Origin of the sequence: Microbispora sp. CL1-1 (assembly GCF_012034195.1) — a bacterium.
Classification (GTDB): Bacteria; Actinomycetota; Actinomycetes; order Streptosporangiales; family Streptosporangiaceae; genus Microbispora.
The window spans coordinates 96,433-111,651 of record NZ_JAATEK010000027.1; the positions used below are offsets into that span (position 1 = coordinate 96,433).

The 15,219-nt window shown below is 70.1% G+C and carries 16 protein-coding genes and 1 pseudogene; 5 read left to right on the forward strand and 12 right to left on the reverse strand.

Annotation, left to right across the window (positions count from 1 at the left end; translation table 11 throughout):
* Nucleotide 1: 1 nt before the first annotated feature.
* Together HCK04_RS27390 and HCK04_RS27395 are read right to left on the reverse strand one after the other, a co-directional pair.
* The gene (locus tag HCK04_RS27390; protein ID WP_142650263.1) at nucleotides 2-703 is read right to left on the reverse strand and encodes a helix-turn-helix domain-containing protein; all 702 of its coding nucleotides are present in this window, start codon (nucleotides 701-703) and stop codon (nucleotides 2-4) included.
* A 320-nt stretch (nucleotides 704-1,023) separates the two neighbouring features.
* Nucleotides 1,024-1,476 carry an Lrp/AsnC family transcriptional regulator gene (locus HCK04_RS27395; RefSeq protein ID WP_076443313.1) on the reverse strand — a complete coding sequence of 151 codons (453 nt, stop codon included), beginning with the start codon at nucleotides 1,474-1,476 and terminating at the stop codon, nucleotides 1,024-1,026.
* A 110-nt stretch (nucleotides 1,477-1,586) separates the two neighbouring features.
* On the opposite strand from HCK04_RS27395, the gene HCK04_RS27400 reads away from it, so the two are divergent.
* Together HCK04_RS27400 and HCK04_RS27405 are read left to right on the forward strand one after the other, a co-directional pair.
* Nucleotides 1,587-2,072 carry a DUF2000 domain-containing protein gene (locus HCK04_RS27400; RefSeq protein WP_142650264.1) on the forward strand — a complete coding sequence of 162 codons (486 nt, stop codon included), beginning with the start codon at nucleotides 1,587-1,589 and terminating at the stop codon, nucleotides 2,070-2,072.
* Nucleotides 2,073-2,350: 278 nt separating this feature from the next.
* Nucleotides 2,351-3,787 (forward strand): pectinesterase family protein, encoded by a 1,437-nt coding sequence (locus HCK04_RS27405; protein ID WP_142650265.1) that lies wholly within the window; start codon nucleotides 2,351-2,353, stop codon nucleotides 3,785-3,787.
* A 54-nt stretch (nucleotides 3,788-3,841) separates the two neighbouring features.
* Here HCK04_RS27405 and HCK04_RS27410 read toward each other — a convergent pair whose 3' ends face one another.
* The 7 genes from HCK04_RS27410 to HCK04_RS27440 all read right to left on the reverse strand — a co-directional run bounded on the left by HCK04_RS27410 (nucleotide 3,842) and on the right by HCK04_RS27440 (nucleotide 10,568).
* The gene (locus tag HCK04_RS27410) at nucleotides 3,842-4,237 is read right to left on the reverse strand and encodes an ACT domain-containing protein (RefSeq protein ID WP_142650266.1); all 396 of its coding nucleotides are present in this window, start codon (nucleotides 4,235-4,237) and stop codon (nucleotides 3,842-3,844) included.
* A gap of 65 nt (nucleotides 4,238-4,302) precedes the next feature.
* Nucleotides 4,303-4,956 carry a DUF6461 domain-containing protein gene (locus tag HCK04_RS27415; RefSeq protein WP_142650267.1) on the reverse strand — a complete coding sequence of 218 codons (654 nt, stop codon included), beginning with the start codon at nucleotides 4,954-4,956 and terminating at the stop codon, nucleotides 4,303-4,305.
* 163 nt (nucleotides 4,957-5,119) lie between these two features.
* Nucleotides 5,120-6,682 carry a sensor histidine kinase gene (locus HCK04_RS42785; protein ID WP_205830770.1) on the reverse strand — a complete coding sequence of 521 codons (1,563 nt, stop codon included), beginning with the start codon at nucleotides 6,680-6,682 and terminating at the stop codon, nucleotides 5,120-5,122.
* 4 nt (nucleotides 6,683-6,686) lie between these two features.
* Nucleotides 6,687-7,361 carry a response regulator transcription factor gene (locus HCK04_RS27425; RefSeq protein WP_142650268.1) on the reverse strand — a complete coding sequence of 225 codons (675 nt, stop codon included), beginning with the start codon at nucleotides 7,359-7,361 and terminating at the stop codon, nucleotides 6,687-6,689.
* A 43-nt stretch (nucleotides 7,362-7,404) separates the two neighbouring features.
* Nucleotides 7,405-8,985, reverse strand: a complete 1,581-nt coding sequence (locus HCK04_RS27430; protein ID WP_205830771.1) for a serine hydrolase domain-containing protein — start codon at nucleotides 8,983-8,985, stop codon at nucleotides 7,405-7,407.
* Between the two features lie 143 nt (nucleotides 8,986-9,128).
* Nucleotides 9,129-9,611, reverse strand: coding sequence for a DUF1992 domain-containing protein (locus HCK04_RS27435; protein ID WP_142650269.1), 483 nt, complete (start codon nucleotides 9,609-9,611; stop codon nucleotides 9,129-9,131).
* 87 nt (nucleotides 9,612-9,698) lie between these two features.
* Complete coding sequence (locus HCK04_RS27440; protein WP_142650270.1) at nucleotides 9,699-10,568, reverse strand: NAD(P)-binding domain-containing protein; 870 nt, start codon at nucleotides 10,566-10,568, stop codon at nucleotides 9,699-9,701.
* Between the two features lie 97 nt (nucleotides 10,569-10,665).
* Between HCK04_RS27440 and HCK04_RS27445 the strand changes: the two genes are divergently transcribed.
* Nucleotides 10,666-11,007 (forward strand): helix-turn-helix domain-containing protein, encoded by a 342-nt coding sequence (locus HCK04_RS27445; protein ID WP_142650271.1) that lies wholly within the window; start codon nucleotides 10,666-10,668, stop codon nucleotides 11,005-11,007.
* A gap of 318 nt (nucleotides 11,008-11,325) precedes the next feature.
* Here the strand turns inward: HCK04_RS27445 and HCK04_RS27450 are convergent, their stop codons facing one another.
* From HCK04_RS27450 to HCK04_RS27460, 3 genes are all read right to left on the reverse strand, one after another.
* A complete protein-coding gene (locus tag HCK04_RS27450; protein ID WP_142650272.1) occupies nucleotides 11,326-11,775 on the reverse strand; it encodes a hypothetical protein in 450 nt (149 codons plus the stop codon).
* Nucleotides 11,776-11,832: 57 nt separating this feature from the next.
* Nucleotides 11,833-12,744 (reverse strand): CDP-alcohol phosphatidyltransferase family protein, encoded by a 912-nt coding sequence (locus HCK04_RS27455; RefSeq protein WP_142650273.1) that lies wholly within the window; start codon nucleotides 12,742-12,744, stop codon nucleotides 11,833-11,835.
* Between the two features lie 353 nt (nucleotides 12,745-13,097).
* Nucleotides 13,098-13,610: an SRPBCC family protein gene (locus HCK04_RS27460; protein WP_240971850.1), complete on the reverse strand. Its 513-nt coding sequence runs from the start codon at nucleotides 13,608-13,610 to the stop codon at nucleotides 13,098-13,100.
* Between the two features lie 107 nt (nucleotides 13,611-13,717).
* Here HCK04_RS27460 and HCK04_RS27465 point away from each other — a divergent pair, with 107 nt between their 5' ends.
* Both HCK04_RS27465 and HCK04_RS27470 read left to right on the forward strand, forming a co-directional pair.
* Nucleotides 13,718-14,206: a DUF5946 family protein gene (locus HCK04_RS27465; protein ID WP_142650274.1), complete on the forward strand. Its 489-nt coding sequence runs from the start codon at nucleotides 13,718-13,720 to the stop codon at nucleotides 14,204-14,206.
* A 644-nt stretch (nucleotides 14,207-14,850) separates the two neighbouring features.
* Nucleotides 14,851-15,219 (forward strand): annotated as a pseudogene (locus tag HCK04_RS27470) (hypothetical protein); the annotation flags it as partial.

The following is a 15,219-nucleotide window of genomic DNA, read 5'->3' on the forward strand; positions in this document are numbered from 1 at the left end:
GTCAGGTCGCGTACAGGAGCGACAGCGGTTGGGCAGGCCGCCGATCGCCCAGTTGTGTGGCGGTTCGCCCGATGTAACGGCTCAGGGACCGTGCGAGGTGGGGCTGGTCGAAGTATCCGAGGCGGTGGATCACGTCGTGGATCGGCACGCCGTCCTGGATCAGGACCGCCGCCCGCCTGGCGCGGTCGATCTGCCGGATCGCGCCACGGGTGAGCCCGGTGGCCGCCAGGAAGCGTCGTTGCACGGTGCGCTCCGACACGTCCGGCGGCGCGCCGCCGAGCACCGCGGCGACGAGCGGATCGCGCTCGACGACACCCTCGCGCACCAGCCGCCGTACGAACGTCTCGGCGTTGTCCCAGCCGGGCAGATGCCAGGTGGAGCCCTTCAGCCAGAAGGACGTGTGGGTCGTGCCGGGGATCTCCGCGGACCCGTCCACGAGCCGGCCGAGCGGAAGATGGGGCATCGCGGTGCCGAGCGCGAAGCTGATCCCGAAGAACGTGGCGTCTTCGGGTACGGGGGCCTGGCTCGCCTTCGTCTCCGGCCCATGGACGGAGGCGCTGACCTGGCCGCGCTGCTCCCAGAAGACCAGGTCCCAATGGGCGGTCGCGACCGCCGTCATCTGTGCCACGTCACGGCTGCTGCTCCGCCACACCCGCTCGATGTAGGGCGAGTCGGACGAGCGGCTCTCGATGTGCAGGCCCATCCGGGTGACTCCTCCCTGCCTCGCGGAACACGCCTGACTCGCGGAACACGCCTGACTCGCGGAACATGCCTGAGTCGCGGAACATGGTCGTGCGGTCCCGTGTCCTGGGCCGTTGACCCAGGTCATGCTACGTCCCGCCACTGACAAAACCGCGAGAGGCGACGTCCGGCCGGCGGCAGCGGACGCACTCGTGGATGCACTGTGCGCTCGCGCATGCCGGCGAGCATCGCCGGGCCCTCGGGCCGGGTCCTGGGCGGCGCGGCACTTGGCGGAGGCCGGGAATCGGCCGACTCGGACGGCGTCAGGTGGGTGATGCCGCCTCACATCGGGCTGATCCGGTTGTTGCGGATGTGCTCGTAGACGATAGACGTGCGGACGTCGGCGACTTCGGGCCGTTCGGTGAGCTTGTCGATCACGAACGCGTACAGGCTGGCGTTGTCCGGCACGGCCACGTGCACGATGAAGTCCTCCGTGCCGGCCGTCACGTAGACGCCCAGGGTGTCGGGAAGAGCGCTGACCCAGTTCCGGAATCCCTCGATGTTGCGCCGCGACGGGGGACGCACCCGGATGGCGATGAGGGCCTGGACCGGGCGGCCGATCGCCGCCAGGTCCACGTCGAGGATCGCACCCCGGATGACACCGCGCTGCCGGAGCGCCCGCGTACGGTCGAGTGCCGTGGTCGGCGAGACCCCGACCGCGGCGGCCACGTCGCGGTTGGTCTTCCGTGCATCCGACTGCAGTTCCGCCAGGATCGCCTTATCAAGTTCGTCCATGACCGCCTGTTCGCCCTTGTTTCCGATATAAATACGGACTTCTTGCAGGTCAATCGTACGAGTGCCTAGCATCGTCGGCGTACGTCCGAACGTATGCACAGGAGAACCGGATGACGGCCGATGAACAGACGACCTCGGGTGTCGGGTTCGCCCCCGAGGAGATCGACCCGGCCCTCCCGACCCGGGCGGCCCGTCTGAAGTGGGTGATCGTGGTCGACCGCGACCTTCCCGCGGGCCGTGCCGTGAACGCCGCAGTCTGCGTGGCCGCGGCGACCTCGACTGCGGTGACCGGGCTTCTCGGCGACGACGCGGTGGACGCCGACGGTGGCGCCCATCCCGGGCTGCCGTGGGCGGGCTGCTCCGTGCTGGCCGCGGACGCCGCCACGCTGCGCGCCATTCGCGCGAAGGCCGCGTCGTCCGCCGGGTGCTTCGTGGCGGACATGCCCGCCGCGGCCCAGCGGACGCGGGTCTACGCCGACTACCTCGCCACGATGAAGGAGACCGCGGCCGACGACGTCGAGTATTGCGCGGTCGGCGTCGTCGGCCCGCGCAACCGCGTGGACAAGATCGTGGGAAAGCTGCCCCTGATGCCGTGACCCAGCACCGGGACGGTGCCGGCTCGGGGTGCAAGTTTCATCCATTCCCGGGTTCCGGTGTGCCGTCTCCGGTGGTTTCTGTGCTTGTGGGGGCCGGTGTGCGCGGTTGCCGCTGTGGGGTGTCGTTGACCGGTGATCGGTGGGGTCGTACGTTGCTGTGCGGTGTTCCTGGGTGTGGATGTCTGGGTGTGGATGTCGTTCGGGTGCACGAAAAGCCTTGTGGGGTCGGGAGTCTTTCCTCGGTCAGGGGCCCTGCGTGACCTGCAAGGAGCTCGGTTGTGACAAGCAGAACCAGAACGGGTGCCGGGGTGATCGGTGCTCTGGCCGGTGTGGTCGCCCTGGCCGGTGTGGCCGTCGCCCCGGCGGCGCAGGCCGCCACCGGGTGTGCCGTGACCTATACGACCAACGACTGGCCGGGTGGGTTCACCGCCGCCATCACGATCCAGAACCTGGGCAGCGCGATCAACGGCTGGAGTCTGGGGTTCGCGTTCCCGGCGAGTGGTCAGAAGGTGGACACCGGGTGGTCGGCCACCTTCAGTCAGAGCGGGCAGAACGTCACGGCCACGAACGTGGACTACAACGCGGCCATCGCCACCGGCGCGTCGGTGTCCATCGGCTTCAACGGCAGCTGGTCGGGGTCCAACCCCAAGCCTGCGTCGTTCACGCTCAACGGCGTCACCTGCACCGGCTCCGTCACCACCTCATCACCCTCGCCGACCCCCACGCCCTCACCCTCACCCTCGCCCTCCGCCACGCCCTCGCCCTCGCCCTCCGCCACGCCCACGCGCTCGCCTTCACCCACGCCCTCGCCGTCGCCCACCGGTGGGAAGCCCACGGTGGCCGCCGACGGAACCGGCACCTACCGGACCGTGCAGGCGGCGATCGACGCCGTGGCATCGGGCAACTCCAGCCGGAAGGTGATCACGATCAAGCCGGGCACCTACCGGGAGATCGTCACGATCCCGGCGAACAAGCCGTACATCACGCTGCAGGGTCTGGGCTCGTCGCCCGGGGACGTAGTGATCGTCAACAATCACTACGCCGGGGGGAACGGCGGCACCTTCAACAGCGCCACCGCGTTCGTGAACGGCCACGACTCCGCCCTCACCAACCTGACGATCTCCAACGACTACGTGGAGGACGGCAGCACCGTCAACCAGCAGGCCGTCGCGCTGAACCTCAACGCCGACCGGGCGGTCCTGTCGAACGTCCGCCTGCTCGGCGACCAGGACACCTTCCTGATCAACGACTCCGCCCGCGCCTACGTCAAGAGCTCCTACATCGAGGGCACCGTCGACTTCATTTTCGGCGGTGGCACCGCGGTTCTCGACGACTGCGACATTTACGAGAAGCGCAGCAGCGGCGCCCCCATCACCGCCGCCAGGACCGACGCCGCCAAGACCTACGGCTTCCTCGTCTACCGGTCCCGCATCACCGGCGCGACCGGAAACACCACCCAGCTCGGGAGGCCCTGGGGCCCTGACGCCCAGGTGCTCTATCGGGAATCGTCGCTCAGCTCGACGATCAAGACCTCGCAGCCTTGGACCGACATGTCCGGCAACTCCTGGAAGAATGCCCGCTTCTTCGAATACCGGAACACCGGAGCCGGCGCCACGGTGAACTCCAACCGCCCACAGATGAGCGACTCACAGGCGGCGAACTACACCCCGCAGAAGTACCTGGCCGGATCCGACGGCTGGAACCCGATCGGCTGAACGCGTTCGCTTCGCCTGCCGTCCGGCATCCCCGGATGACGACGACGTCGAGCGCTACGAGCCGGGTGCGTGCAGGTGGCGGGTGTCCACCTGGTGGCCCGCCTCCTCCAGGACGGTGACCGCTTCCTTGACCCTCGGCTCGGGCACGAGGACCAGGTCGGCGTGGAACGTCGAGGCGACGAACACCGGGATGGCCGCCTCGGCCAACGGGCCGACGATGGCCGCCAGCATGCCCGGGACGTCGAGCGCGTGTCCGGTGCCCCCGCCGTACAGGCCGATCCACCGCTCACCGGAGCCCGTCGGCCAGGCCTCGCGGATCACGGTGAGGCCCTCCGGGGCGCGCACGAGCGCGATCCAGTCGTCGTCTTCGGGGAACGTCGCCTGCGGCAGGTGCTGGACGGCGAACACGGACGGCACGATGCCGAGCTTCTGGGCGGCGGGTGAGGTCATGACACGTGTGTAGCAGAGCCCCCCGACAAGACACCCGGACAAGACACCCGCCAGGACGCCGGCGTCTAGACCTGGGCCCACTCGGTGATGGGGGCCACCAGCAGCGGCCCGTCGAAGGAGCGCGGGGTGAGGGTCACCCCGGTGATCGTGGCGGCGAGCGCGAACGCCTTCGGCAGCGCGTCGTCCCAGCGCGTGTCCCAGGCCGCCTTGCCGGCCGTGGCGGTCAGCGGCAGCCCGACCCTGCGCATCGGTTCCTTCAGCCGATCGGGGTCGCTGCCCCAGCGGTTGACCGACGCGTGCGGCGTGAAGGCGGTGACGATCTCGCCGTCCACGGCGTACAGGAAAGCGTGTTCGGCGTAGTCGTGGCGTCCGACGGCCACCGCCTCGCACTCCTGGGCGAGGCGCGCCAGGTTGTCGCCCAGCGCGGTGTGCCGGCCGCACGGCTCGATTGCAACGCTCCATTCGCCGATGCGGGTGATGCCGACGTATCCGCCGCCGTCGTCGCCGTCGGTCTCCTCGATGAACTCCGCGACCTCGTCGTGAAGCTCGTCCAGGGTCATCGAACGGACCGCCGCCGCGGTCGGCTCGAAACGGGCCGCGACGTCGGCGGGCTCCAGGCCATGGAAGAACGACACGCTGAAGACGTCACCCAGCGGGGTGTGCACGTTGTCCGTCGCGGGGGCCGTCAGCCACCGGAAGGTGGCGAGATGATCGGGCACCTGGGCTCCCTTGGTCGTTTCACGACATCGTGGCAGCCGCCGCCGACAAAAACCGGGGGCCGAGACCATTCGTCGCGTTTCCGTCATCCGGCAGCGGGACGCCGCCGACGTCAGGAGCATCGCGATGCGCTCATACGGCACGAGAGCTCTTATGGCACGAGGCTTATGGCACGAGGGTCTTCGAGACGAGCCGGTCGCGGACGAAGCACAGGCGGTAGGCCCGGCCGGAATCGGCCGTCATCGTGTAATAGACGCAGTCCTGGCCCGGCGGCGGATCGGGAGCGCCGTCCGGCGCGCCGTCCCGGGTGAACACCGGCAGCCGCAGGTCGTGGCGTGACTGACCCGCCTTCAGCCCCTCGTACGTCGCCGGGTCGAGGACGGAGAACGACGAGCTGACGAAGCTCAGGGGGATCAGGAGCGCGAAGATCCCCGTCAGCACGGCCACGGGAACCCCGGCCGCCTGCGCGAGCCGCAGCCGCACCCGCCGCCGGGCGAGGTGCAGCTCCCGGGCCGCCGTGGTCTCGGGCACGCCGAGGCCTGCCGTCGTCCGCGCCTGTTCGCGCGCCGCCCGGCTCCCGGTGACGGGCAGCTCGGCGGCGACCTCGAAACCTCCGCCGGGAACCGGGCCCGCTCGCAGGACGCCGCCCGCCAGCCGCACCCGTTCCGCCAGCCCGACGAGACCGGAACCACCCGAGGCCACGCCGGTCGGGGCCCCAGCCGGAGCGGGGTCGTTGACCACCCTGAGGATGACCACGCCGTCGTCGGACCCGACCCGGACGCGTACGGTCGCGCCGGGGGCGTGCTTGGCGGCGTTCGTCAGCGCCTCCTGGAGCACGCGGCGTACGGCGAGCGCGGTCATCGGGGGCAGCCCGTCGATGACGCCGGCGTCGCCTGCCGGATGCTCGATGACGATCGGCACACCGGAGCCGCGGGCGCGTTCGACGATCGTTTCGACGCTCTCCTCACGCGGGGGTGTGCCGACGTCCTCATCGTCCGCGCGCAGCACGCCGATGATCTCGCGCAGCCGCTCGGTCGCCGCGGCGGCGGCCTCGCGCAGCTCGCGTACGGCCGCCTGCCGCCGCGGATCGAGGCCGGGGCCGAGTTCCAGAGCGCCGGCGCGCACCGCGAGGAGCGTGAGGTCGTGACCGAGCGAGTCGTGCATGTCGCCCGCGATCCGCGCCCTCTCCCGCAGGCGGGCGCGGTCGGCGACGGCCTGCTGTCCGCGTTCGAGCCGGTCGGCGAGCAGCCAGCCCGTACGGACCAGTTCGGCGTGCTGACGGCGCCAGCGGCCGAGCAGCCAGGGCACCACGACCGCGAGCAGCAGCGTGACGAGCTGCGTCGGCCAGCCCCACAGGTCGCGCAGGACGAGCCCGGACAGCGGCAACCCCGCGAGGGCGACGGCCGAGAAGAACCACAGCGCTGGGCGGGCGCTCGCCATCCGGTGCCCGGTCAGGTAGCCGAAGACCACCAGCGCCGCCCACGTCCAGGACAGGGGGCCGAACATCTGCGCGTCCAGGGCCAGGCTCACGGCGACCGGGATGGCGAGCGCCGCCAGCGGCCACCTCCGGCTCACCGCCGTGGCGGCCCCGAACAGCGGTACGGCCACGGCCGCCACGGCCATCCCCCGGGCGTCGTGGTCGTCGAGGGCCAGCGCGACGGGCGGCCCGCACACCGCTATCCACACCGCGAGCCACCGCGCGAGGTCGAGCAGACGGGACGGCCGCACCACCTCACGCCCTCCGGTCGAGCGGACTGCCGGGCACGAGACCCGCCTCGTACGCCAGGATCGCGGCCTGGACGCGGTTGCGAAGGCCGAGACGGGCGAGGATCTGGCTGACGTACCCCTTGACCGTGCCCTCGACGAGATGCAGGCGCCGGGCGATCTCGGCGTTGGACAGGGCGGCCCCGACCAGGGCGAGCACCTCGCGTTCGCGGTCGCCGAGCCCGTCCACGAGGGCGCGGGCGGCGGACTCCGTGCCGAGCGGGCGCTCCCGGAGGCGGGTGATGACCCGCCGCGTGACGGCTGGGGAGAGATAGGCGCCGCCTGCGGCGACGGCGCGGACCCCTGCGATCAGTTCGCGTGGGTCGCCCGACTTGAGGAGGAAACCGGACGCGCCGGAGCCGAGCGCGCTCGTCACGTAGTCGTCCTCGTTGAACGTCGTGAGCATCACCACGGCGACGTCGGGGAGGACCCGGCGCAGCTCCGCGGCGGCCCCGAGCCCGTCGAGCCGCGGCATCCGGATGTCGAGCAGGCAGAGGGCGGGACGATGCCGCAGGGCGAGGTCGACGGCCTCGTGCCCGTCGGCCGCCTCGGCGACGACCTCGATGTCACCGGCCGTGGCCAGGATGCTCGCGATGCCGGCGCGGATCAGCGCCTCGTCGTCCGCCAGCAGGACGCGGATCATCGCGTTTCTCCCTCAATCCGGCCTATTGCGCCTTGTGGACTGATTAGTGTGTTTCGCTCGCCCATGCGGGGACGCTACCAACGGCCCGTCGCCGGAGCCGTACGGCGTGCACGAGGCGGGCGGTGTGGACGAGGCGGGCGGTGTGGACGAGGCGGGCGGCCACGACGGCGACGGCGGCCAGCGCCCCGGTGGCGGCCCAGACGTAGAGGGCGAGCCACACGTAGGTGAGCTGGCCCAGCGTGCCCACCCGGTTGAGCAGCAGCCCGGCCAGCTCCGCCAGCCCCAGATAGAACGCGACCGGCAGCGCGTACGGGGCCAGCCGTGCGGCCATCCGCCAGGTGCGCCGCCGCGCGCGGCGGGCGGCCCAGCGGCGGGAGCGCAGCACCCCGGTCAGGCCGAGGGCCAGGTTGAGCAGCGACAGGCCGCCCAGCCAGGGGTCCGCACTCGTGGTGAACGGCACGGCGTGCGCGTCGGGACGTCCCTCGATCATGTCGACCAGGCCGTCGCTGATGATCAGCGCATCGTCACCGGAGATCATCCCGGTGTCGGTGACGACCGCGATGCCCCACCCGCTCGCGGGCAGGAGGGTCTGCGCCGAGTTGTGCGTGAGCAGCCAGCCGGTGTGCCGCAGCATCTGGGCCCCTCCGGCCGTCCGCTCGGCCGACCACCCCATGCCGTACGTGCTGCCGCCCACGCCGGACGGGGTCTGGGTGGCCGTGACGAGGTCTCGGGGGAGGGCGTCGCCGTGGCCGTTCTGCGTGATCAGCCATTTGCCCAGGTCGTGTGTGGTGCTGACGACCCCGTAGGAGCCGTTGACGAACCACTTCGGGTGCGCGCGCTCGATCAGCCGGCCGTACGCGCGGATGTATCCGGCGCCCGCGCCGGGCAGTTCCTCCGTGGTGTCCACCGTGCGGGTGGAGGTCATGCCGAGCGGCCTGAACACCGTGGCGGCCATGAAGTCGGCGAACGGCGTCCCCGACACCACCTCGGCCAGCCGCGCCGCGACCGCGTAGTTGGGGTTGTGATAGATCATCCGGGTGCCCGGCGGGGCGGCGAGCGGCGCGGTCCTGAGCATCGCGACGGCGTCCTTGAGGTCGTCCGGCGCGGGCAGCGTCAGCTCGGGAAAGGTCCGGTCGCTCATGCCCGAGGTCTGCTGGAGCAACTGCCGTACGGTGATCTGCCCGGCCCGGGGATCGGCCATGGTGAACTCGGGCAGATAACGCCGCACCGGCGCGTCGAGGTCGATCCTGCCCTGGTCGGCGAGGCGCAGCACCGCCAGGGCGGTGAACGACTTCGACAACGAGGCGAGCGGCATGGGGGTGTCCGCGGTGATCGCCTCGCCGCCGGCCGTGTGACCGAGCCCGGCGGCGTACACGACCGTGTCGTCCTTGACGACCGTCACCACGGCGCCGGGCAGGTCCGTACGCCGCATGTAGTCGCGTACGTATCGGTCGACGGACTCCGCGGTCAGGCCGGGCCGTCCGTCCGAGGGCGCCGCCCGCGTCGTGGCGGCGACCGCCCCCGATCCCGTTATGAGCAGTCCCGTCATGAGCAGTCCCGTCATGAGCAGTCCTGTCGTGAGCAGCACACCGCTTATGGCGGCGGTCGCCGCGATCCTGCGCATTCGCACCGAGTTTCCCCTCCGGGCTCTTTCCGTTCGCAGGTCATGAACGGTAGGAGCGGCCGGAGGGGCGGCACATCGGGCGATCGGGAGGTCCTCACCTGACTTTCGTCAGGTCGCCCGGCCCGGTCAGCGGCCTCGGCGGGTCAGCGGTGGCCGAACCACCGGAGGAAGGAACGCCTCTGACGCTTCTCGGGAGCGGGCGCGGGGGCGGGTTTCCGCTCGGCGACCGGATGAAGGGCCCGCCACTCGGCGGCGACCTCGTCCGCGTCGATGAGCGGCTGCACGACGGGCGGACCGGACAGGGGCCTGCGGTAGCTGTCGCGGATCTTGTCGTTCATCTCCTCGACGATCCGGCGTGCCTCGGCCTCGGTGCGCGCGCCCAGCGCCTCCGCCCTCGCCTCCTCGGCCTCCTTGCGCAGCGCCAGCGTCCCCGGCAGCGGGAACGACAGGTTCTCCGCCTGCATCTTCTGCTTGATCCACCACATGTCGTCGTGGGGCTTGCCCTGACCGGGGATGGGCTTGCCTGCGCCTGGCAGGTCGTCGAACTCGCCACGCTCGGTGGCCTCGCGAATCTGCCGGTCGATCCACGACTCGAAGCTCACTCCGAGGGGCCTGCGTTCGGTCACGGCCTCACCTCGCAATCCTCTTGTGAGGATAACCACCGAGATCGGCGGGCCGATGTCTGGGTCAGGGCCCCGGATCAGGGCCCCGGATCAGGGCCGCAGCAGGTCGATCACCCCGGTGGTGCCCTCGTCGCCGTGGCCGTCCGCGAGCCGCCGCGCCATGAGAGTCATGAACGGCGTGAGCAGTTCGGGGCTGACCTTCTGCTCCTCGGCCGTACGCAGCAGGGTCGCGTTGCCCCTGACCATCATCGCGAGGTTGGAGGTGACGTCCTTCGTGTAGTCGCCGCTGTCCAGGTGCTCGGCCACCCCGTACGCGTACGGGACCATCGCCTGCAGCCAGCCCGCGACGAGGTCGGCGAACGCCTTCGGCGGGATCTCGTCCCGGACGAGCGCGAAGGCGTGCGACACACCCGCGAACATGCCCGTCATCGCGCTGAGGAGCGCCACGTCGTGGAGGGCGGCGAGCCCGGGGTCCTCACCCGTGTAGACGGTGGCGGCGGGTGCGGCCAGCGTGTCCGCGTGGGCCTCGAACACCGCCGGGGAGCCGCTGTAGAAGACGTACGCCCCGGAGCCCGGCACCCCGATCATGGGCGGGACCGCCATGATGCCGCCGTCGAGGAACCGGGCGCCGCGCTCCTGCACCCAACGTGCCCGGGCGCGGGCCTCCTCCGGCGTGCCGGTGGTGAGGTCGACGAGGTCCTTGCCGGACAGGTCGGCGTCGGCGAGGGCGTCGTCCACCGAGGCGTGGTCGAGCAGGCAGACGACCACCAGGTCGCTCGCGGCCACGGCCTCGGCGGCGGTCGCGGCGACGCGGGCGCCGTCCAGGGCCTCGGCCTTCCCCGGGGTACGGTTCCAGACGGTCAGGGGATGCCCGGCGGCGAGCCAGGCACGGGCGAGCGCGCCGCCCATCGCGCCCAGCCCGAGAAGGGACAACGCAGGCTTTTCAGCGGTGTGAGTCATGCCGATTAGGCTGGTCACGAGCCCCGAGAGGATCAAGTACGCACTTTGAAGTGGGTGCTTACCCCGGGGTGAGCAAGCAGCCGGGAGGGGATGGGCAATGCGGACCGCGCGGCGTCCGATAGCGTCCGAATGCGGGATCGACGCGGCCATGGAGGTGATCGGCGGCAAGTGGAAGAGCTCGATCCTCTGGGCGCTGAACGAACGCCGATGCCGTTTCGGTGAACTGCGCAGGATGCTCCCGGGCGTGACCGAGAAGGTGCTCGCCTCACACCTGCGCGAGATGGAGGCCGACGGCATCGTGTGCCGCGAGGTGTACGACGAGGTGCCGCCGCACGTCGAATACTCGCTGACCCCGCTCGGCGTCACGCTGAACGAGGCGCTTGCGCCGCTCGGCGCGTGGGGCCGGGACCACCTCCTCGGCGGTCGTGACGCTCACTGACTCCGGCTTGGCTATCGCGTTCGGCGCGGCGTTGGCACCACTCGGCACGTGGGGCCTCCTGTGCGGGCGTGAGGGTCCACTGACCTGGTTCGGCCATCGCGTTCGGCGCGGCGTTGGTGCGCTCGGCGTGTGGGGACCTCCTCGCCGGGCGTGATGGTCACTGATCCGGCTCCGGTGACGGGCGGGCACGTCGTCCTGACGGCGGGAACGTCGTCCGCCGGGGAGGGCGGGCATATCCGGCTCGGCGGGCAGCCTGGACGTGCGCCGGCCCCTCGCAGCCGGTGACAGTTCGTGGTCGGCCAGCCGAGGACCGGGGTTTCATGGGGTGGTCTCGTGACCCGGTTGCCCGGGTGTGCGCCGCTGCTGCTTCAGCTCGGCCTCGTAGAGGTGACGGCGGCCTCCGGCCAGTTCGTTGCGGGCCTGGCGTTCCAGCTCCTGGAAGGTTGCGTAGTAGCCGTCGTCGTACTCCTCCACGATCTGGAAGGTCCAACGGCCCTGGATGACGTTGCGGCCGATCAGCTCGCGTTCGATCCGGTCGGCCCACTTGTCGTGCCCGGCCTGGCGCAGCAGCCGTACGGCGTTGTCCAGCTCGAAGTCGGCCGTGCCGGTGAGCTGGTGGAAGGAGTAGAGGTGGCCCCTGACCCGGTGGATCGTCTCCAGCGCCTTGCTGAGCCTGCCCAGCGCGTCGACCGTGATGTCGTCCAGCCCTTCGGGGCGGCGGTGGTCGGGATCGGGCAGGCCGGTGGGTTCCTCACGTTCGGTCATCATGTCCCACCGCTACCCCTCGCAACGGTGCCTCTATCGGTCTGAGCAGCGGTGAGACGCTCAACCGGCGGGCGTCCCCGAGGCGGACGGCTCGGCGGACGAGCGGATCGCGGCCAGCGCGCGGTTCAGGTCCCGTGACGACAGCACGAGCTTGTACATGATGAGGGCCTCGAAGAGCAGCAACAGGGCGGCCGCGCCGATCGTGACCGGGACGACCGCGCCGAGCAGCGGGCCGATGATGAACACCGCCATCTGGAACTCGATGCCGCTCACCAGGTGTGTGCGGATCCGGTGCTCGCGCAGCCACTCGCGCATGCCGGGATACCAGGAGAAGCGGCTGCGGAACTCCTGCTGCAGGTCCACGGCCTCGGTCAGGCGGACCCTGATCTCGTCGGGGTCGCCGTCGAGGTCGTCGTTCAGCAGGGACGCCGGCAGCGCGGCCGCACCCCCGGACGCCGACTCCTCGTAGGCGAGCCGCAGCGTGCGGCGCATCTGGCGCCGCACCTTCGCGATCTGCAGGGCGTCGACATAGCGCAGCATGTCGAGGAACACGACGGCGATGCCGAGGAGCAGGTAGACCTCCTGCCCGGTCGCGCGATATTGCCCCCACATCAGCGCGGCGGTGCAGGCCAGCACCCGGATCCGGTCGAAGACGTAGTCGAGCCAGCCGCCGAGGACCGTCCCTGTCCCCTTGAGCCGCGCGATCTTCCCGTCCATGCAGTCGAGGACGAAGCTCACGTGGTAGACGACGGCCCCGGCCACCAGCCACCGCCACTCGGCCTGGAGGAAGCACCAGGCCGAGCCCAGACCGAGCACGAAGGCGCCCCAGGTGATCTGGTTCGGGGTGATGGACGTGCGATTGGCGGTCGTCACCACCAACCGGCCCGCCAGGGGATCCACCAGGAAAACGGTCCACCAGGCGTCGCGCGCCTTATATGTCCGAGAGCGTACGTCGTGAAGCGTGAACGTCATTTGGGGGCTTTCTAGATTATGGGGGGATTTTGGGTAAAACGTCAGAAGTCGTCGTCCAAATCGTCCATTTCGTCCGCATAGTCGTCCGGGTCGAGCGCATGCGCATCGTCGCCCAGGTGCAGGTCGTCCTCGTCGAGCAGTGCCACCATTTGCTGGAGAAGCATCTTAAACATGATTTTGCCCTTTGACCGGCGATTGTTTCGCTACCGCTCATCAAAGCATCACCAGACATCACTCGCTGACGTTTTCCACAGGCCCTCCGGGTAGCTCGAATTACCCGAAAAGCCGAATTTTCCTTTTTGGTGTACCCGCGTTTCTTCCCCGTACGGGACGACGGGAGGGCGCGGAGCGGCTCAGGCGACGGCGCGAGCGAGATCGGAGAGCCATCGCTCGTGGTTGGCCCGGAGCGTGGGCTCCCGGTAGAAGAGCGGCAGCAGTGGGCCGGCGAGCGACTCCTCCACGGTGACCCTCGTGCGCCCGTCATCCAGGGGTTCCAGCACGTGCCTGTCGACGGCCCGATAGCAGCCGAGGAAGGTGCCCGTCCAGGTGAGCTCCCGCAGGGGTTCGACCACGGCGAACCGCGACCGCAGCGGCACGCCGTTCAGGCGCCACCGGAAGGACGCGCCGGGGCGCACCTCGCCGAGTTCGAGGATCCGGATGCCGGAGACCCACGACGGCCACGTCCGCAAATCGGCCATGACCTTCCAGACTCGGTCCACAGGCGCGTCCATGACCAGCGTGGACGAGGAGGTCAGCTGGGCGTCGGGATCGACGCGTCCCCGTGCGGCGTACTCCTCGTGCAGCACGGCCAGGGACGGACCCGAGTAGAGCAGCGACATGTACGGCTCCTTGAGATTAGTGCTCATTAACGAGAGCGATGCTCTCTCATGCGCATGGACATGTCAAGAGCAGTGCTCTCGGAGTCGTGAAATGCCGTCGACGCGGCCGTCGCCGGTTGCCTAGGGTGCGGGCCATGGCGGACAGCTCCCGTGCGGGCCGGTGCGACTGCGGCGCGACCCCCGGTCCGCTGGGTGAGTGCGCGGACTACTATCACGCGATCCTGGCCGAGGAGCAGGCCGATCCCGAGATGGTCAGGTGGCACACGGTCGTGGTCTGCGCCTATCTCCTGCAACACCCCGCCAGGGGCCACGAGAAGCACCTCGACGGTCAGTTCCGCCTGCTGCAGTTCTACCTGGACAAGGGCCTCGACGCGTTGCTCCGCGCCGCGGCGCATCAGGTGGCGCGCAACAGGCGTGGATCGCGGTCGGGCTACGACATGGCCCCGCTGGAGGCGTACACGCCGCTCCCGCAGAGTGTGTCCCCCGGACCCTTCCGTGCGGGCTTCTGCGGGTTGCCGTTCAGGGACGGCAGCCTCGTTGCCGACGGATATCCGGCGTACGGCAGCCGCATCGAGAGCATCGCCGCAGCGACCGTGGAGTCCTGGAGAACCCTCACGGGCTGATGTGGGCAAGGGGCTCACCGAACTCACTCGCCTCGGCTTGCTCTCCGCGACGCAGGACGAGTTCGCGCCCGTGGAGCCCGTGCTCGGGTTCACCCCCGGACCCGTCGCGTTGAAGGGGGCCAGCGCCACTGTCAAGGGTCGGCGCTACGGCACCCGGGCCGCCCCTGTGACCTCTGTCGGTCCCTCCGAGGTCGGTGGCGCGTTCGTCGCGAGCTACCTCGGTGCGATCCCGGACGATCTGTACCCGGTGTGGGCCGCCAACGAGACCTCTGTCGGCCCCTCCGAGGTCGGCGGTGCGTTCGTCGCGGGCTACCTCAACGCGATCCTGGACGGCCTGCAACGAGACCTCTTCGGCCCGACTGGCCGCGCGCTACCAGTCTTCGGTGGCACCGATGCGGGACCGCCTCAAGCGCGGCATCTCGGTAGCCACCTTCATGGCCGCCTTCGCGGTCGTCGGCCAGAGACTCTTGGCATGGCTTGTCCAGCCACAGCATCTGGCTGGCCCGCCCGGCCGCGGCGAACTACCCCGTGACCAGGGCGATTCCCTCAATCTGTGATCCCAAGAGATTCTTAGTTGATCTTGCACAAGCTCCGGAGGGAGGAGAGAATTAATACAAATTTTCGAATCGCTTGATGGAGGTGTGATGGATCTGTTCGACATCGATCCTGAGCGCCTTCGTCATTCGAATGGCCCCGACGACGGCTGGTGGGACCGTCTGATCGCCAACTCGCCGCTGTGGTCCTCTGATGGCTCATCCGCCCGGGAGCCCTTCCCGATCATCAACTTCGGGCTCCGGCAGCGCGGCGACGCACTCGATGCCGCAAGCACGGACGCCCCGGGCGCGGACGTTCCAGGCACCGATCCCGACAGCACAACCAACGACGGCGCGGATGCCACGAGTGGGGCTGCCACCGGTACGAATGCCGCTGGCACGAACGGCGCTGACGCGGGTGCCGCCCGTGAGGCTGCCGATGGCGCGGACGCTGCTGGCACGAACGGCACTGGCGCGAAC